The organism is Rhodohalobacter sp., from assembly GCF_034521535.1.
Taxonomy (GTDB): Bacteria; Bacteroidota; Rhodothermia; order Balneolales; family Balneolaceae; genus Rhodohalobacter.
On the sequence record NZ_JAXHMF010000001.1, the window covers coordinates 148907 to 175083 of the forward strand.

General features: G+C 42.3%; 23 protein-coding genes. 20 read left to right on the forward strand and 3 right to left on the reverse strand.

Annotation, left to right across the window (positions count from 1 at the left end; all coding sequences use genetic code 11):
• Positions 1 to 22: 22 nt before the first annotated feature.
• Positions 23 to 1963 carry a DNA topoisomerase (ATP-hydrolyzing) subunit B gene (gene gyrB / locus U5K35_RS00760; RefSeq protein WP_322569560.1) on the reverse strand — a complete coding sequence of 647 codons (1941 nt, stop codon included), beginning with the start codon at positions 1961 to 1963 and terminating at the stop codon, positions 23 to 25.
• Between the two features lie 267 nt (positions 1964 to 2230).
• Here gyrB and rpmB point away from each other — a divergent pair, with 267 nt between their 5' ends.
• From rpmB to queA, 11 genes are all read left to right on the forward strand, one after another.
• Positions 2231 to 2476 (forward strand): 50S ribosomal protein L28, encoded by a 246-nt coding sequence (rpmB, locus tag U5K35_RS00765; protein WP_069131487.1) that lies wholly within the window; start codon positions 2231 to 2233, stop codon positions 2474 to 2476.
• A 3-nt stretch (positions 2477 to 2479) separates the two neighbouring features.
• Positions 2480 to 2644, forward strand: coding sequence for a 50S ribosomal protein L33 (gene rpmG, locus U5K35_RS00770; protein ID WP_101074391.1), 165 nt, complete (start codon positions 2480 to 2482; stop codon positions 2642 to 2644).
• 8 nt (positions 2645 to 2652) lie between these two features.
• Positions 2653 to 2823, forward strand: coding sequence for a DUF4295 family protein (locus tag U5K35_RS00775; RefSeq protein WP_322569561.1), 171 nt, complete (start codon positions 2653 to 2655; stop codon positions 2821 to 2823).
• A 109-nt stretch (positions 2824 to 2932) separates the two neighbouring features.
• On the forward strand, positions 2933 to 3391 hold the full coding sequence (locus tag U5K35_RS00780; RefSeq protein WP_322569562.1) for a GatB/YqeY domain-containing protein: 459 nt from the start codon (positions 2933 to 2935) through the stop codon (positions 3389 to 3391).
• A 6-nt stretch (positions 3392 to 3397) separates the two neighbouring features.
• Positions 3398 to 3961 carry a CvpA family protein gene (locus U5K35_RS00785; protein ID WP_322569563.1) on the forward strand — a complete coding sequence of 188 codons (564 nt, stop codon included), beginning with the start codon at positions 3398 to 3400 and terminating at the stop codon, positions 3959 to 3961.
• Entirely contained in the window at positions 3958 to 5172 is a 1215-nt protein-coding gene (gene tyrS, locus U5K35_RS00790) for a tyrosine--tRNA ligase (RefSeq protein ID WP_322569564.1), read from the forward strand. The genes U5K35_RS00785 and tyrS overlap by 4 nt, the downstream gene beginning before the upstream one ends.
• 62 nt (positions 5173 to 5234) lie before the next feature.
• On the forward strand, positions 5235 to 5687 hold the full coding sequence (locus U5K35_RS00795; RefSeq protein ID WP_322569565.1) for a MarR family transcriptional regulator: 453 nt from the start codon (positions 5235 to 5237) through the stop codon (positions 5685 to 5687).
• Between the two features lie 51 nt (positions 5688 to 5738).
• A complete protein-coding gene (locus U5K35_RS00800; protein WP_322569566.1) occupies positions 5739 to 8159 on the forward strand; it encodes a DNA internalization-related competence protein ComEC/Rec2 in 2421 nt (806 codons plus the stop codon).
• Between the two features lie 284 nt (positions 8160 to 8443).
• A complete protein-coding gene (xseB, locus tag U5K35_RS00805) occupies positions 8444 to 8659 on the forward strand; it encodes an exodeoxyribonuclease VII small subunit (RefSeq protein WP_322569567.1) in 216 nt (71 codons plus the stop codon).
• Between the two features lie 8 nt (positions 8660 to 8667).
• Entirely contained in the window at positions 8668 to 10617 is a 1950-nt protein-coding gene (gene dxs / locus U5K35_RS00810; RefSeq protein ID WP_322569568.1) for a 1-deoxy-D-xylulose-5-phosphate synthase, read from the forward strand.
• 33 nt (positions 10618 to 10650) lie between these two features.
• Positions 10651 to 11652 (forward strand): tRNA preQ1(34) S-adenosylmethionine ribosyltransferase-isomerase QueA, encoded by a 1002-nt coding sequence (gene queA / locus U5K35_RS00815; RefSeq protein ID WP_322569569.1) that lies wholly within the window; start codon positions 10651 to 10653, stop codon positions 11650 to 11652.
• Positions 11653 to 11657: 5 nt separating this feature from the next.
• Here queA and U5K35_RS00820 read toward each other — a convergent pair whose 3' ends face one another.
• Positions 11658 to 11876 carry a hypothetical protein gene (locus U5K35_RS00820; protein WP_322569570.1) on the reverse strand — a complete coding sequence of 73 codons (219 nt, stop codon included), beginning with the start codon at positions 11874 to 11876 and terminating at the stop codon, positions 11658 to 11660.
• Between the two features lie 294 nt (positions 11877 to 12170).
• Here U5K35_RS00820 and U5K35_RS00825 point away from each other — a divergent pair, with 294 nt between their 5' ends.
• From U5K35_RS00825 to U5K35_RS00835, 3 genes are all read left to right on the forward strand, one after another.
• The gene (locus U5K35_RS00825) at positions 12171 to 12803 is read left to right on the forward strand and encodes a hypothetical protein (protein ID WP_322569571.1); all 633 of its coding nucleotides are present in this window, start codon (positions 12171 to 12173) and stop codon (positions 12801 to 12803) included.
• A gap of 320 nt (positions 12804 to 13123) precedes the next feature.
• Positions 13124 to 13705: a hypothetical protein gene (locus U5K35_RS00830; RefSeq protein ID WP_322569572.1), complete on the forward strand. Its 582-nt coding sequence runs from the start codon at positions 13124 to 13126 to the stop codon at positions 13703 to 13705.
• Positions 13706 to 13763: 58 nt separating this feature from the next.
• Positions 13764 to 14867, forward strand: a complete 1104-nt coding sequence (locus U5K35_RS00835; protein ID WP_322569573.1) for an App1 family protein — start codon at positions 13764 to 13766, stop codon at positions 14865 to 14867.
• 8 nt (positions 14868 to 14875) lie between these two features.
• Here U5K35_RS00835 and U5K35_RS00840 read toward each other — a convergent pair whose 3' ends face one another.
• Entirely contained in the window at positions 14876 to 17782 is a 2907-nt protein-coding gene (locus U5K35_RS00840; protein ID WP_322569574.1) for a hypothetical protein, read from the reverse strand.
• 210 nt (positions 17783 to 17992) lie between these two features.
• On the opposite strand from U5K35_RS00840, the gene U5K35_RS00845 reads away from it, so the two are divergent.
• The 6 genes from U5K35_RS00845 to U5K35_RS00870 all read left to right on the forward strand — a co-directional run bounded on the left by U5K35_RS00845 (position 17993) and on the right by U5K35_RS00870 (position 26171).
• Positions 17993 to 19120: a hypothetical protein gene (locus U5K35_RS00845; protein ID WP_322569575.1), complete on the forward strand. Its 1128-nt coding sequence runs from the start codon at positions 17993 to 17995 to the stop codon at positions 19118 to 19120.
• A 488-nt stretch (positions 19121 to 19608) separates the two neighbouring features.
• Positions 19609 to 22185: a M14 family metallopeptidase gene (locus U5K35_RS00850; protein WP_322569576.1), complete on the forward strand. Its 2577-nt coding sequence runs from the start codon at positions 19609 to 19611 to the stop codon at positions 22183 to 22185.
• A 333-nt stretch (positions 22186 to 22518) separates the two neighbouring features.
• Complete coding sequence (locus U5K35_RS00855) at positions 22519 to 22983, forward strand: Rrf2 family transcriptional regulator (RefSeq protein ID WP_322569577.1); 465 nt, start codon at positions 22519 to 22521, stop codon at positions 22981 to 22983.
• Between the two features lie 57 nt (positions 22984 to 23040).
• Positions 23041 to 23526 (forward strand): cytochrome c, encoded by a 486-nt coding sequence (locus U5K35_RS00860; protein ID WP_322569578.1) that lies wholly within the window; start codon positions 23041 to 23043, stop codon positions 23524 to 23526.
• A 20-nt stretch (positions 23527 to 23546) separates the two neighbouring features.
• Complete coding sequence (gene nosZ / locus U5K35_RS00865; protein WP_322569579.1) at positions 23547 to 25529, forward strand: Sec-dependent nitrous-oxide reductase; 1983 nt, start codon at positions 23547 to 23549, stop codon at positions 25527 to 25529.
• A 78-nt stretch (positions 25530 to 25607) separates the two neighbouring features.
• Positions 25608 to 26171, forward strand: coding sequence for a hypothetical protein (locus U5K35_RS00870; protein ID WP_322569580.1), 564 nt, complete (start codon positions 25608 to 25610; stop codon positions 26169 to 26171).
• The last annotated feature ends 6 nt before the right edge of the window (positions 26172 to 26177 follow it).

Here is a 26177-nt window from a genome sequence, read left to right on the forward strand (position 1 = left end):
GTTTTATCAGATGAATATTTTCTTAGATATCGAGTTGCGCGTATTTGGAATTTCTTTCAATGAATTCCCGGCGAGGTTCAACATCGCCACCCATTAATGTGGAGAACATTTTGTCGGCAGCAGCAGCATTTTCTACCGTTACCTGTTGCAGCGTACGGGTTTCGGGATCCATTGTGGTTTCCCAAAGCTGTTCGGGGTTCATCTCACCTAGACCTTTATATCGTGACACGTCGAATTTTTTCTTCGACTTTTTCAATTCCCGAATCATTTTGTCCCGGGTGTCATCATCCCAAGCGTAGTCGATTTGACCACGTGTGGATGTGATTCTGTAAAGAGGTGGCGTTGCAATATATACAAATCCATTTTCGATGAGCGGATGCATATATCTGTAGAAGAAGGTGAGCAACAGCGTACGAATATGAGATCCGTCAACATCCGCATCCGTCATAATGATGATTTTGTGATAGCGAAGCTTATCGAGTTCAAACTCCTCCTCGTGACCTACACCTGTACCGAGTGCAGTAATCATCGCCTGGATCTCTTTGTTTTCGAGAATTTTGTTGATTTTTGCTTTCTCAACATTCAGGATTTTACCTCTTAATGGGAGGATTGCCTGAAAACTTCGGTTTCGGCCCATTTTAGCAGATCCGCCCGCAGAGTCACCCTCAACCAGGTAAACTTCACTGTGCGCAGGATCTTTGATGGAGCAATCCGCAAGTTTTCCCGGTAGTCCGCCGCCACTCATCACACTTTTTCGTTGAATAAGCTGACGAGCCTTGCGGGCAGCTTCACGTGCTTCAGCTGCTACAATAACTTTGTTAAGAATCTTTTTGGCAGTTTTGGGATTCTGCTCCAGATAGTCATTGAGTTTCTCATAAACAATAACTTCAACGGCGCTTTGAACCTCAGAGTTACCCAATTTAGTTTTTGTCTGTCCCTCAAACTGAGGTTCGGCAACTTTTACACTCAAAACACAGGTCATGCCTTCCCGGAAATCTTCGCCGGAGACCTGAATTTTACTGTTTGATTTGATGATGTTGTTTTTGTCGGCATAGTTTTTAAAACAGCGGGTTAGCGCTCTTCTAAAACCTGAAATGTGAGTTCCGCCTTCGCGCGTGTTAATATTATTAACGTATGAGTGCACATTTTCGGAATAGCCGTTGTTATACTGAATGGCCAGTTCTACCGGTACATTTTCGACTTCACCGGAAATATACATCGGCTCATTCATCAAAGACTCGCGAGACTCATCCAGGTATTGAACAAAATCTTTAACACCGCCGGAAAAGTGAAATTCAATATGATGTGTATCACTGTCTTCTTCCTCACGTTCGTCAGTAATTTCAACGGAAATTTCCGGATTCAGAAAAGCGAGCTCTCGCATTCGATCCGCGATAATATTGAACTTAAACTCAGTGGTCTGAGTAAATATCTCGGGATCTGGTTTAAACTTTATAGTAGTACCGGTAACTTTTGTTTTACCGATTTCCTGCAGTGGCTTTTTAGTAGCACCACGCTCAAATTCCATCAGGTAGATTTTACCGTCACGATGAATTTCAGCGCTAAACTCGATGGCAAGGGCATTTACACAACTGACACCAACACCGTGAAGTCCACCGGATACTTTATATGAATCTTTATCAAACTTACCACCTGCATGAAGTTTGGTTAGCACAACCTCAACGGCAGGCATGTTTAATTTGGAGTGCGTATCAACAGGGATACCACGTCCGTTGTCGGAAATGGTAATTGAATCATCATTGTGAATGATTACCTTAATGTGGTCGCAATATCCTGCAAGTGCCTCATCAATAGAGTTGTCAACAACTTCGTTGATCAAATGGTGAAGGCCGCGCTGGCCGGTGTCTCCGATATACATAGACGGGCGTTTGCGAACAGCTTCAAGACCTTCTAATACCTGAATATTAGACGCTTTATAGTCAGATCCTTTCTTCTTTGCCATAAATGGGGTTGAGTGTGGTTAAAAATAGCCTTTTAGACGGTGGAAAATAGCGCAAGATCGGGCAAAATCAAAACAAGGAATGGGTATATATGCCTTTTTGTAATATCTCCTTAAAATGAGCGATTTTGGAGAATAAAGGAGGACGGATGTGGAGATGAGTTTAGTCTGAAAAAGGCAGACAAAAATAATATGCAAAAAAGCATTGAATTTAAAATCAATTCCCCTTAATTTTGGTGTCTATCGAAAAACCAGCTAAGTAATCAAATTATGGCACGCAAGGACGATATTACAGGACAAAAGCCGCTGAACGGTTATCGCTCATCTAAAGCGAATAACAAAACAAAGCACCGTTTTCATTTGAATTTGAAAAAGCGGCGATTTTATATTCCTGAAGAAGATCGGTGGGTAACACTGAAGGTTTCAAATAAAACCCTCCGTACAATTAACAAGAAGGGAATTTCTGCAGTTTTGAAAGAGGCCAGAAAAAAAGGAACACTTTTAAAAGAGGTATAAACAATGGCGAAAGGTAATCGCATTCAGGTAATTTTGGAATGTACTGAAAAACCGGGCAGTTCGCGGTACGTTACGACTAAGAACCGTCGGAATACTACAGACCGTCTGGAGTTGAAAAAATACAACCCGGTACTTAGAAAGCACACAATCCACAAAGAAATTAAATAAACCCTACCATGGCGAAAAGACAAGCATTTGGTGAAGAAGCTCAAGCGCTGAAACAATCTCAGCGAAAAATGGCGAAGGTTATCATCTCTACTAAAAATGAGCGTGGAAAGTATGCGTTCAGGGAAACGATGATGGACCAGAATGACGTAAAAGATTTTATCAGTAAAAGTAAATCGTAAAGATTTATTATTGATTTTATAGAAAAGGTTGCATCCCGAACGGATGGAACCTTTTTTTTTGCTTACATTTGACGGTAGTTTCAACTTCTAAAAAAGATGAGAACGTTTTATGAGTATTAAAGAGACCATTATGAACGATCTAAAGGAAGCTATGAAGTCCCAGAAGGCTGACAAGCTTCGCGTGCTTCGCTCTATGAAAGCAAAAATTCTGGAAAAAGAGATCAGTGAGCGAAAGGGCGGTGAGTCATCAATAACTGATGAACAGGTGATTGAAGTTCTGATGAAAGCGGCAAAACAGCGAAAAGAGTCTATCGATCAGTTTGAGCAGGGCGGCCGTGATGATCTTGTTGAAAAAGAAAAAGAGGAACTTAGCATTATTGAAACGTACCTGCCTGAAATGATGGATGAAGATGCCATCAGAAAAGAGGTTCGAAAACAGATGGAAGAAATGGGGGCAACTTCCATGGCCGATATGGGTAAAGTAATGGGCGTTATGATGTCTAAACTGAAAGGCAAGGCGGAAGGTGGGGATGTAAGCCGAATTGTCAAAGAGGAACTATCCAAATAGAAAAAAATGAACCTGCTCGATTTTTTTATCGTGATACCCATTGGCTACTTTGCGTATCGCGGTTTTATGAGCGGAGTTATTCACGAAGTGCTCAATATCGCGGGTATAATTTTAGCCGTTTTTATCACCTTTAAATACATGGATAAAGCAGCTCCCATGTTCAGGCCTCTGTTTGATAATCCCGATTATGCTGTAGTTGCCGCCGGTATATTTTTATTTGTGGTAACGGTAGGAACGGTTCAGGCGATAGCATATGTCACACAGAAGCTACTTGAAGTGATTAAGCTCAATATGATTAACCGGCTAGCCGGCCTGGCTTTTGGTGCATTAAAATCCGGAATAGTAGTGAGTGGTGTACTTTTGTTATTGGCCGGTTTAAACCTGCCGGGAGAAGAGAGCAGAAACGAATCCGTTTCCTACCCCTATGTTATCTATATGGCTCCCATGGCTTTCGATTTAGTGTCAACAGTCTATCCGGGAGCTGAAAATTTTATTGAAACGATTGATCAGACAATCGAAGAAAATAATCCGATAAAATCATTACCAATATTTGAAGATTTAAGTTTATGAGTTTTCCATCAGTAGAAGAACAACTAAATGTTATCAAAAGAGGTACAGTAGAGATTGTACCTGAAGACGATCTTATTGAAAAGCTGAAAAAATCGAGGAAGGAGAACAAGCCTCTGCGTATAAAACTTGGCTGCGATCCCACCCGACCCGATTTACATCTTGGCCACTCCGTAATTCTCAGAAAACTGAGACAGTTTCAGGATCTGGGGCACCACGTGATACTCATAATCGGTGATTTTACTGCACTGATTGGAGATCCAACAGGCCAAAACAAAACCCGACCGTCACTCACAGAAGAGGAGATTAAAGAGAACGCCAGAACCTACCTGGATCAGGCCGGAAAAATTCTGATCGGTGAGAAAACCGAGATCGTTTATAACTCAGACTGGCTGGGTGACATGAAGTTTCAGGATGTAATTTTGCTCAGTTCAAAAATGACGGTTGCCCGGATGATTGAACGGGATGATTTCTCCAAGAGATATAAGAACAACGAGTCGATTTCACTGCACGAATTTCTCTATCCGCTGGCGCAGGGTCAGGACTCTGTGCATCTGAAGTCTGATGTGGAACTTGGCGGAACTGATCAGAAATTCAACCTTCTGGTCGGGCGTGATTTGCAGAAAGATGACGGTCAGGATCCACAGGTTTGTCTTATGATGCCGCTGCTTGTTGGAACGGATGGATCTATGAAAATGAGTAAGTCGTACGATAATTATATTGGAATTGATGAGCCCGCTAATGACATGTACGGCAAGTCTTTATCCATTCCGGACGACCTGATGTATTCGTACTACGAACTGGTTACAGACATCTCTACAGACGAACTGGATTCGGTTAAAGAACGCATTGAGAAAGATCCCCGCAATACGAAGCACGACCTGGCATTTACCATCACCCGAATGTACCATGGCGAACAGGCTGCTAAAGACGCCCGGAAATATTTTGAGCAGACGGTCATCAACAAAAATGTACCCGATGATGCACCCGAACTTACCTTTGAGGCCGGTTCAACCCACAGGCTTTTAGATATTATTTCAGATGCCAATCTTACATCCAGCAACGGTGAAACCAAGCGGATGATGAAGCAGGGCGGAGTTACTTTGGATGATGATAAAATTAAGAGCCCGGGACATGAAATCACCTTTAAATCGGGCGACGAATTTGCGCTGAAAGTAGGTAAGCGAAATTTTGCTAAATTAAAGGCAGAATAAATAACAAAAACGCAGCCGGAACCGATTGAAACTCACCCGGCCTATTTCGAACCCGATAAACCATGGGAACACATTTTTCCGGATCAAATTCTGAAGTAAATACCCTGAACGCCTTCATCAAGATTATGCGGGCAACGGATTCGCTGAGTAACCGGCTGAACCGGCATCTTGCGGAGGCAAATTTAACGGAGAGTCAATTCGGTACCCTGGAAGCACTTCACCATTTGGGGCCGCTGAACCAGCGCTCAATAGGTGAGAAAATCTTGAAGAGTGGCGGAAACATCACCATGGTTGTGGATAATCTGGAGAAGCAGGGCTATGTGAAAAGAAAAAAGGATCCCAACGATCGCCGTGCTGTTCTGATACACCTTACTCCAACCGGAAAGAAATTTATTGAAGAGTTTTTTCCCAAGCACCTCGGAAAAATCAAAGAGGAGTTCTCTGTATTTACAGAAAAAGAGAAAAAAGAGCTGGCCCGTTTGTGTAAAAAACTGGGAGTTAAAGAAGATAGCTAAAGAGTTGCTGCTAGATCTGTAAGGAAGTTCGCTTTCCTGTTTCTTACAGATATGAGTGGCTCAGATAGATACCGTTTTCCCGCTGCCTCATACCCTGCACTAAGGGTAATGATTTTGATGATGTTGGGAATATCCTGCGGATACTTTTCTAATCTAAACCTGTATTATTCTTCCCTGATATTCTCTTTAGTTCTGCTGTTTTGGGGTGTTACAGAGTTTTTAGTGAGAAGGGTTAAAATTACCCTCTCATCTCGTCTTTCAATTATTCTTTATCTGCTCATTCTATTTCTGGCTTCCTTTTTATCGTTCAAAGTGGCCAACCATAATCTTCATAAAACAATTGATGATGCAGAATTTTTGAAGCTCTATGCCTGGGAAGACGTAGAGATAGAAGGAACCGTAAAGGAAAAGGGATATACAGCAAGCGGTAAGAGGGTTTATGTGGCTGAAGTAAATAAAAGCCGGTTGGAAGACGATGCATCATCGTTCAAAAATTACAGGATCAGATTGTATGATGATCAATTTGAATCAAGAGATCTGCATACAGGAAGTTCGTTCAGAGCAGTAGTTCGGCTATATGAATTTCCGGAGAGAAGAAATCCGCATGATTTTGATTACGGAGGCTGGCTTCACAGTCAACGAATAGTAGCACACGGTGAAATAACGGAGTTGATTGAAAAAAGAGAAGCACAGACGTTTTTTAGCTGGATAAAATTAAGGGGCTATGTTCAAAATAATATTGATGAGCTTTTTGGTCCACAGACCGCACCCATGGCAAAAGCTCTGTTTTTGGGGTATAAAGAGGAGATAAGTGAAGACACACGACAAAACTTCTCCAGATCAGGGTTGTCGCATATTATGGCGGTTTCAGGTTTGCATGTTGGGTTTATCGTAGCTCCAATTTGGTTTATTATCCCGTTTTTATGGACTAAAAGATGGGGAAAATGGGCAGGTTTAATTCTATTGACCGTACTGTTATTGGGCTATTCAGGATTAACGGGTTTCAGTGCTTCGGTAAGCAGGGCATCACTCATGGCATGGCTGCTTACTTATGGAAAGCTCTTCAATAAGGTTCGTAACTCTGTAAACTTGACGGCAGGTGCAGCCATCATTTTGCTCATGATAAACCCCTACCAACTGTTTGATGTCGGATTTCAGCTTTCATTCGGTGCGGTCTTTACAATACTGTTGCTGATGCCGGAAGCACAGCGAATAATACCCGGCCGATATCGCTATGGAAAAATTGGAGCATTTGCCACAATTGTGATTATTTCTGTAGTGGTACAGGCCGGACTATTTCCAATTCTTACCTACTACTTTGGCGAGTTCTCAATAGCGGGACCCATCGCAAATGCATTTGTGATACCAATTATGACAATTACAGTACCCGCAGGGTTATTGATGTCACTGCTTCCTGTTTCACTGAATCCCGTTTTAACGTACACGGTAATTCCGGTAGAATGGAGTTTGATCTGGATTGAAACCGTGGCTAAAGGAATTGGAGGAAATGAGTGGAGCTATTTGTCAATTTCAAATGAGTCGCTCCTGATCTTTCTGTTTTGGGGGTTGGCGATTCTGTTTCTTGGCTCAATTAGAATACCGGAAGTGAGATGGAAATTGTTAATTGGCGTTCTAATCGTGTTTAACCTGTTTTTGGTTGAACAAATCACTCAAAAATCTCAACAAAATCCATTGAGGGTAACATTTCTGGATGTCGGACAGGGAGATGCCATACATATTCAAACACCGCACGATAGACATATTTTAGTGGATGTTGGCCGATGGAGTCCGGGATATGACAGTGGATCGAGAACGATTACACCATACTTGAAACATAACGGTGTGGATAGAATAGACGCAATAATACTATCACATCCGCATGCCGATCATATTGGAGGAATAGAATCTGTACTGAAAGAATTTGATGTCTCGAATATTTATCAAAGCAGTTACGAATATGACAGTCAGCTTTACAGTAGCTATATGAAGACTGCTGAAGAGTTGGGTGTACCTGTTAAAAATGTTTTTGCCGGAGAGCAGTTGGAAATAGAAGATAACCTTCGTTTTTACATATTGGGACCGATGGAAAAAATGTCCACACCGTCGAGTCCAAATGATTATTCTGTTGTTGTAAAAGTGGTGTATGGCGATCGATCTGTTTTATTAACAGGAGATGCCGAAAAAGGGCAGGAGACAGACTTGGTAAATGTCTATGGAGATTTTTTAAAATCAGATCTCTACAAAATGGGCCATCATGGCAGCCGAACAAGCTCAACAGAAAACTTTCTGGAAAAAGTAAACCCTGAAATATCTGTTGCATCGCTGGCATTCAGAAACAGATTCCGTCATCCCAATCTTGATGCAGTGACACGCACAAGCAACTTTAGTGACGAGAACTACTATACGAGTTTAGAAGGTGCCGTTGTTATTGAGACAAATGGAAAAGATTTACAGAAAGTTGAATGGAAATAACCCCAAAGCTGTCCAAAATATTTTAGAATTCCTTGAAAATATTCGTTTCTATTTAAATAGTTTAAAACGATATCCTAATCCTCTTTTTTATTCTCGCAGATTTACGCAGATGAATCCGCTGAGTCCCGCGGAAAATCTACGAGAAAAGAACTAGGTGTATTTCATCCTCTTTTAAATTCATTAATCATTTTGGACAGTTGTGAAATAACACATAAAAAGAAGTTTGACCGTTGGAGATCGAAGGTGTAATTTCATCAAGTGAGAAAATTAAAGAATAAGTAATTATGTCAGATAAGGAACGACTGAGTTTCGAAGAAGCTTTAAAACAGTTGGAAGCGATAGTCGAAAAACTCAACGATAAGGAAATATCACTCGAAGAGTCTGTGGCCTTGTATGAAGAAGGTCAGAAGCTTTCTAAAATATGTTCAGAAACATTGGAAAGCGCTGCGTTAAAAATTGAAAAAATCGATCAGACCAAAAGCGCCCCTGAGAATGATTAGCGGTAATTATGGAAACATACAAGCCAACTCCCGGCCCATTATTAGCAAAAATATCATCGCCAGATGACCTGAAAAAGCTCTCTCCAAAACAGCTTCAGGATGTATGTGATGAATTAAGAGAGTATATCATCGACTCGGTATCTATACATGGTGGCCATTTTGGAGCCAGCCTGGGCGTGGTCGAGCTAACGGTAGCTTTGCATTACGTGTACGATACACCCAAGGATAAGCTGGTTTGGGATGTTGGGCATCAGGCTTACGGCCATAAGATATTAACCGGAAGAAGGGAGCAGTTTCACACCAACAGAAAGTATAACGGACTATCCGGCTTTCCGAAAATATCCGAAAGTGAATACGATGCATTTGGTGTAGGCCACTCGAGTACATCTATTTCAGCGGCATTAGGAATGGCCGTTGCTTCAGATTTAAATAGTGAGGGTAAAAAGGCTGTTGCAGTAATTGGTGATGGAGCTATGACCGGCGGTATGGCGTTTGAAGCGTTGAATAATGCCGGGGCTCAAAAGGCGGATATATTGGTAGTTTTGAATGATAACAATATGTCGATTGATCCCAATGTTGGTGCTCTGAAGGAATATTTGGCAGATATCACCACCAGCAAGACGTTCAACAAGATGCGGGATGAAATTTACGATCTGCTGGGACACTTTAAATCTGCCGGCGAAAAAATGCGAAAAGTGGCTTCCAAGCTGGAAAAAGCTATGACGGCCGCCATTACACCCGGAGCACTTTTTCAGGCGCTGGGATTTAAATACTACGGTCCCGTAGACGGACACAATGTTGATGCACTTCGAAGACATTTAGAAGATCTGAAAACTGTTTCAGGACCAAAATTACTGCATATCGTTACCGTGAAGGGGAAGGGGTTTGCACCTGCAGAACGTGAACAAACGAAATGGCACGCCCAAAGCAGTCCGTTTGATAAGATAACCGGTAATCCCCTATCAAAACCAAAAACGAAGGATAAACGCCCCCCGAAATATCAGGACGTATTTGGAGACGCTTTGGTCGAATTGGCTGATGATAACAAAGATATTGTAGCTATCACGCCGGCAATGCCGAGCGGCTCGAGTCTCTGGCCAATGATGAATGCCTATCCGGACCGATCGTTTGATGTAGGTATTGCTGAGCAGCATGCGGTAACATTTGCAGCGGGACTAGCCACAGAGGGTAAGAAAGCCTTTGCGGCTCTCTACTCTACATTTTTGCAGCGGGCATACGATCAGGTTATTCATGATGTGGCGATTCAGAAACTGCCTGTTGTTTTCTGTATCGACAGGGCGGGGCTTGTCGGAGCTGACGGACCCACACACCACGGACTCTATGATATTTCGTATCTGCGGGCCATACCCAACATGATTGTATCTTCACCGATGGATGAACAGGAACTCCGTGACATGATGTACTCCTCTTCAAAGTACAATGATGGCGCCTGGGCAATCCGATACCCGAGAGGAAGGGCAACCGGGATGAAAACCCGGAAGGAATTTCAGGATGTTGAAATAGGAAAAGGCCGGGAAATTGAAGAAGGAGATTCAGTAGCTGTATTGAGTTTCGGCCCGATTGGAAATTATGTGAAAGAAGCATCAGCACGACTGAAGGAAGATCATATTCAAATTGGTCACTATGACATGCGATACGCGAAACCCCTCGATACGGATTTGATCGACTCTGTAATCGAATCGTATGATCAAATAATAACACTGGAAGATGGCACAAAACTTGGTGGATTTGGCTCTGCGGTAGCAGAATATGTTGCTGAAAAGGGCGTAGGTATTCCGGTGAAGATTTTGGGAGTTCCGGACGAAATCATTGAGCACGGTTCACAAAGAGAGTTGCACGACCAGGTGGGCATAGGACCGGATGGAATCATAAAAACAGTGAAAGATATTGCTGGGAATAAAAATTACCTGATTCAAAATCCTTATCTTTGTTTCTGAATGTTTAATTGATCAGAAAAAATATCTACTCCATTGTCTTACACGCTCGACGACTTCGACTACCATCTGCCTGAAGAACTTATTGCTCAAAAACCCGCCATTCCAAGAGACCACTCCAGGCTTTTAATCTTTGATCGTAAAACCGGTGTTATCAGGGATGATTACTTCTACAATATTGGAAAATATCTACCTGCCGATACCTCGCTGGTGGTAAACAACAGCAAAGTTGAAAAGTGCCGCCTGCTTTTTAATGATGACAAGATTGAGATTTTTGTAACCAAAGCCGTAGATGATCGCGTTGTTGAGGCGATGGTTCGGCCGGGGAAAAAATTCAAACCGGGTAAAACAGTTGAGCTTGCGGATGGATTGAGTGCAAAAACCCTGAACATTGCAGAAGACGGCATTCGAACGATTGAATTAAGCCGGTCTTTGGATGATCCCATTACGGAAAAGTATAAGCACACGCCGTTTCCTCCATATATAGAGAGGGATGAATCACTCGCAGATCGATATCAAACCATATATGCCAAAGATGAAGGAAGCAAAGCAGCCCCGACCGCCGGACTTCACTTTACTCCGGAACTAATCAGCAAGCTGGAAAATCAGGGTATTGAAAAAAAGGAGGTGACACTACACGTGGGGCTGGGGACTTTCGCGCCGGTTAAGACGGATAAGATCGAAGATCACATCATGCACAGTGAGTGGTATCAGATTTCTGAAGCTCAGGCCCAAGCATTGAACCGTTCAAAAAGCATTACAGCCGTTGGCACAACCAGCGTGAGGGTGCTGGAGTCTGTTCAGAAAATGAAAGGAGAGTTTACAGCCTGTTCCGGAGAAACAGATATTTTTATCACTCCGGGATATACTTTTAAAACGGTCGATCATTTAATTACAAACTTTCATCTTCCCAAGAGTACACTTCTGATGCTAATCTCTGCTTTTGTTGGATTTGATGAAATGAAGAAAATTTATCAGCACGCTATTCAAGAGAAGTACCGATTTTACTCCTTTGGCGACGCCATGCTTCTTCTCTAATTAAATTAACTGTCGGTAGACTCTTCCTCGTACTGAGCTTTGTAACCATTTTTTATTTTCTGGTTCATGTGCCGTTTGTAGTTCTCATATTCATACTTACGAACGGTAAATTCTGAGTGATACGTACCGTCATTACAGTCTACATTGAATTTGTTGGGATCATCTGTTTCTGAAATGACCACCTGAATGTTGCCCAGTTTATAGGAGTCTATTTCTTTGCTCATGTTTAAAAAGCTGTGTTCTAGTTATTAGTATAACTGTGGGGTGTGCTAGAGTTATTTTATTGGGTGAAAGGTAGTCAAATTTTCTGACGGGTTTATTGTTCAAATGCCGTTCAAACTTATCACTTAGAATGGTTATTTACCTGCCTTTTAGAAATCCTATCCCACATGATTTCAATAACCGAATAACCCAGAAAAATTTATTTGATGGTATTGGTAACGTATTCACGCATATAGATATAGATAGCAATAAACAGGCTATTTGATTAAATAATTTAAACTAAAGCAAGGAGAAACATGAAACTAATAAGTTTCAGTCTTACCATACTACTCACCTTTATATGTTTAACGGATTTAAAAGCACAGCAGGATGAGGGGGTGCGCTATGAATTATCATTTAATCAAAATGACTATAAAATGTTGCAGGAACGAGCCGGTGAAAAGGGTGTTCCGGCAGACGAGCTTGCACGCTGGATTGGTAGCAATGGTCGTTTTATCGTCCTAAAACCGGGTGAAGATTTGGGTGACCTGCCTAGTAGTGCAAGATTAACGGTATTTGTACTCGATGAGCGAGGTTCTATCGTTGGGGAACATGGCATGAGAATGCGAACATCGGAACGTTCTGCCAATTTAGGAAGGTTGATGAATATCAGTGAACTAGGTCAAGTATTCGAGCGTTTATTTCCCGACGCGAACTTTTACCCCGATTCAGTTTTCTTATCAGAATCTTATTTTTTTCCTGACACCCTATTCAATTCAATGGATGGTGTGAAAAGAGCTGTTGCAGAAGCGGGAAGAAAAGTTGCAGGATCTAAAAAGGAAAGCGTAAGTTTTGTACTAACTGTTACACCTGATAGCGACCGTTTTGAGGTGCCTGCAAAACCCGGATATGTGCTTTTTGCCGGTCATTTGATTGGTCCCAATCGATAAGTTAGATAATATATCGCCCTAAAATAGGCTGACAGTTTGAGGGTGTTTTTTATGCAAGCCGAAGGAGAATTTCTTCTTCGGCTTTTTTTGTATTGATTGGTGATAGAACCATTAGACGTTCTTGATTTTACTTTTTGGCCGGGATAATGCGGGCACCGGATGATGTCGGTTATTTGAATTCCTAATGACGCCCACCCAGGTTTTCATTGTAGTAAACTTGAAAAATCATTTATTGCATATTGAGTCCAAAGAGAATACTTCTGAATTTAAACCGCTCAAAATGAGTTTTAAAAGCAGACCTTAACCAAAATTAAAGGACTATGAAGAAATATATTTACCTATTATCGGCACTTGCACTGTTTTTATCTGCTTGTGGGGGCAATGGAGAAAGTCAAACTGACCTGACACCGGAATTACCTTCAGATACGCCTCGGGAAGCATTTTTTGCAAATATGTTTAGCCTTTGCGGAGAAACCTTTATTGGAGAATCAACATTTCCGGATGATCCGGATCACGACCTTGTGGATACAGAGCTGAGAGCAACCGTGGAGACCTGTACAGAAGAACAGGTGAAGATAGATTTTCTGCGAGATGGAGATACATGGCACGCAACCTGGATATTAGAAAAACGAGAAGACGGACTGCACCTTTCGCATGATCATATCGGTGACAAAGAGTATGAAGAGGGGGAAGAACCACAGACAGGGTATGGCGGCTACGCAAATGATAGCGGCAATGAATATCAACAATATTTTCCCGCTGATGAGTATACGGCAGAAATTATACCGGAAGCAGAAAACAATGTTTGGATGATGGAGTATGATCCCGAAGAGGAAATATTGGTGTACGCTTTAGAGAGAAATCAAGAGCCTAGATTCAGGGCAGTGCTGACAAAGCAATAAAAATAAGAGGGAGGTTTTGTAATAAAATCCTCCTTTTTAAAATATAGTGATGGGGTAAATGCATATTCTGATTTCAATTCTATTCTTCTGTTTCATTGTTGAATCTGATCTTTTAATAGATTCAGACATAGAAGGAACAACTGAAGAAGAGGTCATTTTTTATAACAGCTATGGCTATTTGGATGGGGAAGAATGGGTAATACCTTTACGAATCTATGTGTTGGAAAATAGATCAGTAGCAACAAATTTATCACTTAGATTAGCAAACTTATTTAAAGATTTAAACGCAGATGAGAGGCAACTTTTCAGATCGCGCATCTCGGAGTTTATTGCAGACAGTGAGTCACGTGAAACTGTTGAATTTATTTTTGACAATGATCCCGATCAAAAAGTATTCTCTTTAAAAGAAAACGAGGACCCCCTTAAAACTAATCTCAATGGATTTACGGTTGGAGAAATACGGCTTTCTAAAGAGAGGGCAAATGAGTTGTTAAATGGTCAAAACTCTAAAAATGGTTGGTTATCTTTTCATGCTGTATCTGATGAGCATACAGGGTTCGGGCGTATTAGGTTGGTTTCTAAGAAAGGGTTATCAGTAATATCTGATATCGATGATACTGTTAAAATTACACAACTACCTGCCGGTGAGCGGGTTGTGATTAGAAATACATTTTTTAAAGAGTATAAACCAGCTCCCCAAATGGCAGAGTTGTACAGAAAATGGGACGAGGCTGTATTTCATTATGTATCAGGTTCACCATGGCAATTGTATCGTCCGTTAAAAAGTTTTCTTTTTAGCGAGAGTGCGGGGTTTCCGGAGGGTAGCATGCATTTGAAACAGGTTACAAAAAACCCATTGAGTATAAGCACCTGGAAGATGCTTAGCGAACTGGTTACAAATGAAAATGTAACATACAATCAAAAAATAGATCAGATAAGCCAAATATTCAGACATTTTCCTGAGAGGGAATTTATTTTAGTTGGGGATTCAGGAGAGCGAGACCCGGAAGTTTACAGAGAGATATCACGGCGTTTTCCTGATCAGGTTGTAGAAATTATCATCAGAGATGTGGTCAATGATCGGAATAACCGTCCTGAACGTCTTGAGGGAATGTCTGTAATTCCTGCCCCTACAATTCAACCTAGCGTGATTACAAAATAGCCTTACGTTTAAAAAGAACCGAAGTGGTAGGTTATATTGCCGCGTCTTGGTTCTACTCCTATAGAAAACCCAATATCAAAACGAAGGTTGCTTAACCTGAATTTTGAACGAATACCAGCGCCATAAACGGTTCGGCTCGCATTAGCCAAATTGCTGCGATCTAAATCCGCAACCGTTTGGGAAAACAGAACCAAATATATATTCGAGAGATAAGCGGGCAGCAGAAGTCCGCCATCGTCCGGGTAAATAACCGGGATTGTATAACGGGTGTTAAATATACCGGCATTGTTAACCGCCGGAAGAGGTAGCTCGGAAAAGTTATCAGAATAGAGAGAGGAGACGTTGAAAACGGGCAGATCTGTTTGGGTAATGACCTGAGCCGTTAACCGAAGCGATTGGTTAAAACGGGATAGCGGTGCTAAAAATGTGGATACGTATCCTCTGAATCCCTTTCGGTCGGTTAAATTGGCATTGACGTTAAACTGTTCAGATTGAATATTCAGCGAAGTTTGGTTCAGCCCATAACGCGATTCGGTGAAGAATATCCATCCCGCATTGGGTTGAACATCCCGAATAAACTGTCTGATATTGTAGTTGAAAACAGTTCGCAGTCCCAGGGTATGGCGGGTGCCAAAATCTGAATATGCCTGAGAAGTACTGTTAGGGTTTAAAAACCTGAGCTGATTAACAAAAAATTGGGGTTCAACGAGCAGAGATGTAAACCTGGTATTCCTTTCCAGATAATACCGGAAAGGAATTTTTAAAGAAGCTCCTCTGGATTGCTGCAGGAAAGGGACGGTAAATTGTTCATCATTCTGAGTGATTCTAAATGAAGTGAGATTAGGATCGTTATAAACATTGACTCTGAAGCCCGGGAAAAAGCCTTTGTAAGTGTATTCCAAATCGTACCAGAGCCTGTCCATGTAGTGCGACAGCTCCATATTGTAGCGTTGGCGATTGAGCTGATCAACACTCTCAACGTTCACTGAAATGCGATCAAACCCGCTTTCTCTTTCATAACCGGGAATCCATAAACGAGGTTTTAACCAGCCTGCGCCGGTTCGATACTCTTCAAACTTCCAGGACGATGTGTCCGGACTAACCTCGCGGTTCATGAGTGGTCGGTTGAGCTTCTCGGAAATCCGTTCATTCATCGAAAAAACAGAACTATCAAGCGTATTGTAATTCAGAGATTCGTTTAAGGCCAGCGTGGAAATCAGATATTCGTTTCTAACCTGCTTCACAAATGCAATGGCATTCCCGTCGGGTGAATAGGAGGGTTCAAAACTGTTTGTTATCCCATGGGTAATCTGCCTGACTTCAGCTCGCCCGGTATGATATTCATAGATATTCATCACGCCGGAATGGTCGCTTACAAAAAGGAATTGATCACCGTTTCTATGCCAGTGAAGGTCGATAATAGAGCCGTTATCAAAAACAAGATCCGGATCGCCAGATAACAAGTTTGTGGTTTCATCGCTGTTTTGAAACCAAACCCCTTGCACGCTATTGATTCTGCCGATCACAGCAATTCTATCCCGCTGGTTTGGATTTGGGGCTATCTGGATGACGGTGCTGTTTTCAGGCTTATCAAACTCCTTGACGACCTCTCCGGATTCTTTGTCTACAAGTACCGGTTTTTGAGTATGCGCTTCTGTTTGAAGTGCATAGAGATGATCATTGTCCGCTTGAACGGGTGAAAAAAGTCTCTCTCTATTTGTAAGTCGTGTGGAGCGCTGAGTTTCCAGGTCAAACTGATGAAGATCACCCCGAAACACATTATCGTAACGGGCATCGGAATGGTACCGGCTATAGAATATTTTTGTAGAGTCACTTGAGAAATTGAAAATATGATCTTCGGTAATTTGGATCTCCTCAATCAGCGTGGATTCATTGTTGTCCAAATTGTAGGTATAAAACCCCGAAGGTTTATTACAAAATCGGCTGAAATAGAGAATCGTACTATCATTTATCCAGAGCGGGCGGTTAGCTCTTCTGCATTTTCCATTTAACTCAACAGGCTGTTCGGGATTTGATGCAGCCAGTTCATCTCTTCTGTTTTCTTCAGCTTCAATTGAAAATTCGGAAAATTCCCGGTAAAGAGCTGAGGGCCATTTACCTGTGGTTGATCTCAAGGCAACACCATATCCCAGAAAAGGATATTTGTAGTGAAACCGAATGGATTCCCTTGCGGTGTTATCTCCATAGGTTTCCTGCAGCCAGTGAATAAACTCATACCCGCCCACGTAGTGCCTGTTGAAGGGAAGAGTGTAATCTGTTGTGTGAAAGAGTTGCCCCATCGACCATTGGTCTGAGGTATTTAGTAAACTGTTAAACTGGTGCGTGAAGTAGGGGTAGTTCCCGCGACCGGAATTGGGTATGGTACCGTGGCTCTCGTATTCCACGGCAGTTCCTTCATGTAAACCGAGTGGAACTGCAGCGTGAACAGACCTTCTTAGGTCCGGAGAAAAAAGGCCGAGCGCGCGCGTGAGCGCCGGTGGGTTGACGCTAAAGTGCAGAGCATGCACAAGCTCGTGTGGCAAAACAGATTCAAGCCAGTCGCCGGATTGCGGATTTAATGCTTTCCCTCGCATAGGCGCTATTTCAATTTCAGAGCGAAAGTTAATGGGGGTCACAAATCCGTTTGAACGATCATTTTCAGGATTCAGAATAAATGGGAACTCCTGCAGCTCACCCCCGATATAACTTTTTATGTCACCATACTCCGCTTCAAGAATGGAGAGTGATCGAATAGCTTCATCACGGTAGTTTGCCGGGTATATAACCCTGAAACGTTCAGAACGAATTTCCTGCCATTCCAAACCGGGTAAACGATATTGAGTTGAATAAACCTGAGCAGTTAAATCAGTGAAGAAAAAACTAAACAGAATGAGCGCAAAAAGACTATTTTTCATGTATGAATAGATTGTTGCCTAAACGTTATAAAATATAGTTGAAAGCATTCAGAAACAGAAAAGTTGATTGGTAGAGGCCACAGTATATTAATCGCTTAAATAGCGAAAATAGTATACGGCAGATGAGTTCGTGGAACCTTTATATTCAAAATTTTTTTATGTTTTTATAACAGTCGTAACAAATAACCTAAAGTAATAGATGAGGTTAGGATGGTAAGTGAAAAAGAGATCAATAAGCTTGTGAATAGAAATGGGAGTGATTTGGTGACGATTACTCTTCCAACGCATAAAACGGGTGAAGAATCAAAACAAGACCCAATTCGATTAAAAAATCTATTGGCAGAAGCGGTATCAATTTTGAAAGAGAACGGTAAAAAAGAATCTGATGCTGAAAAATATTTAAAATCAGCTTTCGACCTGCTTGATAAGCCGCTGTTTTGGGCGCATGCAGATAAGGGATTGGCAATTTATATCAGTGAAGATGAATCGGATATTTTTAAACTTCCCTACAAATTGGATAGTGAAGTATATGTAAATGATCACCATTTAATTACTCCTCTGCTTCCTATGTTAAGTATGGACGGTACTTTTTGCGTGGTTGCCGTTAGTCGGCAGGAAGCTAAACTTCTGAAGTGCACCCGCGACGATGTTGAAGATATAACCCCTGCGGATGTTTCGGTTTCTGTTGAGGACTATCTTGAAGTAGATCCGGAAAAACAGCTCCAATTCCATACGGGATCAAAATCTCAGCAGGCGATGTATTTTGGGCACGGCGCAAGTGAAGAGGACAAAAAGGTTATCGTTGAGCAATTTCTGCGTGAATTTGAAAAAGAAGTCACAAAGGTAATGCGCGAAAGAAATGACCCGCTGGTGATGATGGGTTTGAAGGACAACCTTTCTCTCTACAAAAAAGTGAACAATTACGGCAGGTTGGTAGATGATGTTGTAGAGTTCAATCCGGATGAGCTGTCAGATCAGGAAATACGGGATAAAGGCTGGAGTGTAATACAAAAGCATTTCCTTAAGGATATGTACAACTCACTGGATAAATTTTCTGAACAAGCCGATGGAAAAGTATCCAACAACCTTGGCGATATAGTTGAGGCTACCATTCAGGGTCGTTCTCATACGATATTCATTTCACGCGAAGAGAAAAAATGGGGCGTTTATGATGAGGCTGAGCAAACGGTTCACTACAGCAGTAAGCCTAAAAATGGAGATATTGAACTGCTGAACTGGCTATCCATTACCGGACGGAAAACCGGGAGTAATGTTTATCTGCTGCCAAAAGAAGAGATGCCAATGCGATCTACGGTAGCTGCTGAATTCAGATTCTAAATCTCTGAACATAACCTAATATTTAATGAGCGGTATTGGCGAAAGTCGATACCGCTTTTTTTATGAAGCTTTTAACCCGGATTATTCACGAAGAAGTATATTATTCGGCGTCATAATATTGTTAATTAGTTATTTAACGTGAGTTCGATATGTCTTCTACATAAAAAAGACTTATACCAGTTTCTCAGTGCAAGATAGCCACGGAAACACGGAAGGCACTGAATAATCTCTGTTTTTTCGTGTTTCAGCGGCTAATATTTAACTAATTTCTATGAACAAATGATGTTTAAGGACTTTCAGATCGAGATTTTATCTCGAACTCAGGTTATTTACTTAATTTACCCCATTCCCCAAATTTGAAGGCTTTCTGGGCTTGGTGAATAGTCCGAGTTAAAAGTTGTTTCAGAAGGAGCCGGGATTTCAAAGAGTGCGCTTAATTGATTACTATATTGGCAATCTTTGCCATTTTGAATCAATAAACATTACACATGAAATCACTACTACAATCTATTGCTCTTATCCTGATTGTGCCTGCTATTGCGTTTTCGCAGGTTCAACTGGATTACTATCTGCCGGAAGACGTTAGCTACAACCCCGACATTCCAACCCCGAAAGAAGTTGTGGGTCACGAAGTTGGTGAGTGGCACATCACTCACGATAAGCTGGTTCAGTATATGTATGCCCTTGCGGAATCATCTGATCGCGTAACCATTCAGGAGTATGCACGGACTTACGAAAATCGGCCATTGCTGTTATTAACTATTACATCGCCCGATAATCAATCATCGATTGATCAGATTAAAGAAAATCATGCTTTGCTGAGAGATCCATCCCGATCCGGGAATCTGGATGTGGAAAGCATGCCGGTTGTTACCTATATGGGGTATAGCGTACATGGCAATGAAGCCAGCGGATCGAATGCTTCCATGTTAAGCGCATATCACTTTGCTGCTGCACAGGGTTCTGAAATAGATGAAATTTTAAATAATACCGTCATTTTGCTGGATCCGTCCTTCAACCCCGATGGACTGCAGCGCTTCTCAACGTGGGTAAATATGCATAAAAGTGCGACCTCGGTTACAGATCCGGCAGCACGTGAGTTTGATGAGGTTTGGCCGGGAGGAAGAACCAATCACTACTGGTTTGATTTAAACAGAGACTGGATGCCGGTTGTCCATCCGGAGAGCCGTGGTAGAGTTCAGATGTTTCACGAGTGGAAACCGAATGTTTTGACCGATCACCATGAAATGGGAACCAACTCTACTTTTTTCTTTCAGCCCGGAATCCCGTCCAGAACTCACCCGCTTACACCGCAGCGTAACCAGGATTTAACCTCTGCAATTGGGGAATACCATGCGGATGAACTTGATAAAATTCAAAGTCTGTACTATACGAAAGAGTCGTTTGATGATTTTTACTACGGAAAGGGATCTACCTATCCGGATATCTTTGGTACCATAGGTATACTGTTCGAACAGGCAAGCTCAAGGGGACACGCTCAGGAAAGCATTCACGGCGTTGTGGATTTTCCTTTTGCCGTTCGGAATCAGTTCAGAACCTCCATATCTACAGTTAATGCGGCAAACGGCCTTCGAACGGAATTACACGACAACATGAGAGAGTTTTACAGGGAAGTTCAGCAGGAAGCTTCGAGAAGCTCGGTAAAAGCAATGGTTGTAGGTGACCGATTTGATTCCGGGAAAAACTACCATTTTGCCGACCTTATGAACCATCACAATGTTGAGCTTTATGAACTGGCACAAAATCTCGAAGTGGATGGACAGCAGTTTGAAAGGGGCAAGGCTTGGGTAATACCGATGGAGCAGGCCGAGTATAAGTTTCTTGAGGCTATGTTCGAGAAGCGAACAGAATTTACGGACAGTCTTTTTTATGATGTGTCAACCTGGACGCTCACATCTGCCTTTAATATTCCTCATGCAGAACTGTCGCAGCGTCAGTTCAACAATAATATTATGGGTGAGAAGGTAGAATCGCCGGAGATCCCGGCCGGACAGTTTGTTGGCGGCAGAAGCAATTACGCATATGCGTTTGAGTGGGATGAGTACTACGCTCCGCGAGCTCTTTATCGTCTGCAAAACATGGGCGTTCGTACTCAAGCGGCCTTTCAGACATTTCAGACGGTTGTATCTACCGGAGTCAAAGAGTTTAACTACGGTACAATTATAATTCCGCTTGGCATACAGGATGTGGATGAAGTGGAAATATTTAGAGCTTTGCAGAACATAGCCCGAGAAGACGGTGTTGATGTATACAGTTTGCGAACAGGGCTGTCGACCGGTGGTGTAGATTTGGGAAGCCCTAATATTAATTCGCTGGAAAAACCGAGCATGGCAATTTTGGTAGGAAGCGGAGTTAGCAATCTGGAGGCAGGCGAAGTTTGGCACCAGCTCGATCAAAGATATAAGATGCCAATTACCGTTCTTGAAAAAGAGAGAGTGGGCCGAACAGACTTAAGTCGTTACAATCGTTTGATTTTAGTCAATGGCGGATACGGTGATCTTAGTGAAAATGCCAAAGCGGATATTAAATCCTGGGTTAGTAACGGAGGAACATTGATTGTTCAGAAAAGTGCCGTAAACTGGGCTATGAGCGAAGGGTTACTGAATGCCGAGCTTGTGGAAAGTGAATCTTCTGACGACAGGAGAATTGCCTACGAAGATCTTTCTGCTGCCCGCGGGGCGCAAGGTATCGGTGGATCAATTTTTGAAGCCAACGTAGATATAACGAATCCGCTGCTGTTTGGTTATCGAAATGATAGCATACACATCTTCAGAAACAGCACGAACTTTCTTCAGATCACAGAGAATCAGGCTGCTACGCCGGTCTATTTAACTAATGAGCCTTTAGTGAGCGGTTATATTTCTGATGAGAATAGTGAGTTGATAAAGAATACTGCATCCATCATGGTAGGCAGTTACGGTTCAGGCCGTGTAATTGGCTTTGTTGACAATCCTAATTTCAGGGCGTTTTGGTTTGGCACCAATAAGCTGTTTGCCAACGCTCTGTTTTTCGGTGATCAAATTAGCCGTTCTGCAGCAAACTAGTTATTGATTCTTAGCACTTTAAGCCTGTACCTCAATTTTGGGGTGCGGGCTTTTTTATTGTTTAACGTGAGTTCGATATAATTTTAACGATGATCGTCAGTTTGAGCGCAGTTTCGACTTTTATTGGTCGGAACGAAGTCGAAAACACATTTCGACTCCATCCCCAGGAAAAAGCACCCTCGAAATTGCGCTCAATGTTACGTATTGCATTAATTGAGACATCTTTATCTCGAACTGGCGTTATTTCAGACAGATTCTTCCGAAATAACTTGACAAATAAGCTGCTCAGCCGTAGTTTAAGATTAAATACTCTTAATTACTTTTAGGATCATAATGCTGCTTTCAAAATCTTGTATCTACGGCTTACGGGCGTCTCTTTACCTGGCTTCAAAAAAAACTGATGACTTTACTCCCATAAGAAAGATGAGTGACGATTTGGAGATCTCTTTCCATTTCTTAACAAAAATCTTACAACAGCTGACAGCGGATGATATTTTGGAATCTTTTAAAGGGCCAAATGGAGGTGTTCGCTTAAAGAGATCTGGAGATGAAATTACATTTATGGATATCGTTATGGCGATAGACGGTCCGGCTCTCTTTACAGAGTGCGCACTTGGGTTGCCGGGTTGTGGGGTTGAAAAACCATGTCCATTTCACGATCAGTGGGCGGAAACCCGGGATAATATTAAGGAGATGATGGAAAGTACCACAATAACCGAACTGGCCATGAAAGGTAAAGAAGAGAATTTACGATTAACCGCAAAAGGCGGTTTCGAAAAATTTCTTTATAACGAATAAATAAAAAATTTAACAATAATTAGGATAAAATAGTCTTCTAACTTAATACTAAAACCCATGAAATTATCACTGACATTACTTTTCTCGTTCACTCTAATTTTTGCAGCCTGTTCAGGAGGTGGATCCGGAGAGGAATCACAAGCTTCATCAGAGAATCAGCAAGAAGAAGGGCTGAGTGATTTTGAGCTGGAGCATGGTATTGGGCCGGTAACTGAGGTGGTTGAACTTGGTGAACTAGATCCCGAACTGGCAGCCGAAGGCAAGAAAGTATTCGAAGCCAAATGCACCGCATGCCATAAACCAACCGAGCGATATATTGGCCCTGCTTCAGGGGAAATACTTGACCGACGGTCTGCGACCTATGCGATGAATATGATTATGAACCCTGACGAGATGACTAAGAAACATCCCGAAGGGAAGAAAATGATGCAGGAATATATGTCTCCCATGCCCTATCAAAACGTATCGATTGAGCAGGCAAGAGCTATTGTAGAATATTTCAGAACCATTGAAATGCCAAACGAAGAAGAAACCAATCAATAACACCTAAACCAATACAAACTATGGAACCAAATAAGAAAAAATCAAGATTTGTGTGGTGGTCAGTTCCACTGATTGCTGTACTTGCGTTCACCTTTTATGGGTGCCCTTCGCAGCAGAATTTGGCGGGCTCGAGCGATGCCGCGCAAAAAGTATATGTAGCTCCGGGAGAGTATGACGAATATTATGGAATGTTTTCCGGCGGATATAGCGGACAGATGCCCGTTTACGGACTACCATCGGGTCGCCACCTTTATACCATTCCGGTATTCACGCAGTCGGCTGTAAATGGTTATGGTTATAATGAGGAAACAAAACCGATGCTTATGACTAGCCATGGATATATTCCATGGGATGATGCTCACCACCCTGAAGGATCACAAACCAATGGTGAACTTGATGGACGATGGGTGTTTATGAATGCAAATAATACACCCCGTATTGCCCGCATAGATCTGACGAACTTCCAGACGGCAGAGATCATTGAAATTCCGAACTCAGCCGGTAACCACGCATCCTCGTTTGTTACGGTTAATACCGAATATGTGTCTGCTGCAACTCGTTTCAGTATTCCGATGGACGAGAATTTAGAAAACATGGACGTTCCTATCTCATCGTATGCAGAAAATTTCAAGGGAACCATCTCTTTTATTAAAGTAGGTGATGAAGGGCAAATGAGCGTGGACTTTCAAATTTTGGTCCCCGGGTTTAACTACGATCTATCACACGCGGGTAAAGGTCCTTCTGAAGATTGGGCTTTCTTTACAAGTTACAATAGTGAGCAGGCTCACACGCTACTTGAGCGAAATGCATCAAGAAATGACAAGGACTTTATTGCGGCTATTAACTGGAGAAAAGCTGCCGATCTCGTTGCTGAAGGCGCCGGCGAAGATATTCCCGGTGAGCATTACAGAAACTATATGGATCACGACCAACAGCTTGCAAAATCAGAACTGATTGAGACGGTTCGTGTGCTGGATCCTTCCGAGCACCCCGGCATCATTTATTACCTGCCAACACCAAAATCTCCTCACGGTGTAGACGTTGACCCGTCCGGACAATACATTGTAGCCGGCGGTAAGCTTTCTTCCGTACTTCCTGTTCACTCATTTGAGAAAATTCAGCAGGCTATCGAGAATGAGGATTACGAAGGAGAGATTGACGGAATTCCCGTACTGAACTACGAATCCATTGTACAGGCAGAAGTTGAAAATGCCGGTATCGGTACGCTTCACACAGAATTTGACGGTAACGGTTATGCTTATACAACGGCCTTTATCTCGTCAGAGATTGTAAAATGGAGCCTTGAAACATTTGAGGTTGTAGACCGGATTGACACCTATTATTCACCCGGTCACTTAATGATTCCCGGTGGTGATACTCGTAACCCGGAAGGCAAGTACCTGGTTGCGCTCAACAAAATCACCAAAGATCGCTATCTGCCAACCGGACCGGAGCTGTTCCACTCAGCACAGCTTATCGATATTTCGGGAGATAAAATGGAGCTGTTGCTCGATTTCCCAACCGACGGCGAGCCTCACTATGCACAGGGTATCAGGGCTGACCTTATCGTAGATAATCAAATCAGATTCTACGAGCTTGAGAAAAATAACCATCCTGATGCAACCAAAACTGAAAGTGAAGCCCGAGTTGAAAGAGATGGCGACAACGTACATGTTTATATGACTTCTATTCGAAGTCACTTTACACCGGATAACATTGAAGGTGTAAAAGTTGGCGATACCGTTTATTTCCATCTCACGAACATAGAACAGGATTGGGACGTACCTCACGGATTTGCTGTGATGGGCGCACAAACATCCGAACTTCTTGTGATGCCGGGCGAAACCAGAACCCTGGAGTGGCATCCAAAAAAACCGGGAGTCTTCCCATTCTACTGCACCGACTTCTGTTCGGCCCTTCACCAAGAGATGCAAGGGTACGTAAGAGTCTCACCCGAAGACTCAGATGTAGAAATTTCCTACAGAACAGGTACTGAAGACTAATAGAAAGAATATACCGTGAAAAGGGTTCTGAACAGCCCTTTTCTCTTTACTGAATATTCCACTCAAAGAGAGGTAAATATGAAAATAAAAGAAAAAGTGATAATGGCCGTGGCGTCTCTGTTGCTGGGCCTGGTGTTTCTGTTCCCAATTTGGACGATTGATATGGATGCCCCGCAATATCCTGAAGGTATCGGAATGGAAATTTCAATTAATAAAATAGAGGGAAAGAATAAAAACGACCTTCAAAACATCAATGGCCTGAACCACTATATTGGTATGAAGGAAATTAATCCCGAATCTATTCCAGAGCTTAAAATTATGCCCTATATCTTTGGGTTTCTAATCGTATCCGGTCTTGGAATTGCTATATGGGGAAACCGGACGGCTCTGTTGATCTGGATCATTCTATTCATTCTGCTGGCTATTGCCGGACTTGTGGATTTCTACCTTTGGAGCTACGACTACGGACATAATCTGAGTGAAGACGCCGCTATTGTAGTGCCGGGCATGACGTATCAGCCACCGATAATCGGAACAAAACAGCTGCTGAATATCACGGCCTCGTCCTGGCCGGGAATTGGATTTTATATCTCATTGGTAAGCATGGGGCTGGGTTCGTACGCCTTTTGGTCAAGCAAATAAACATAA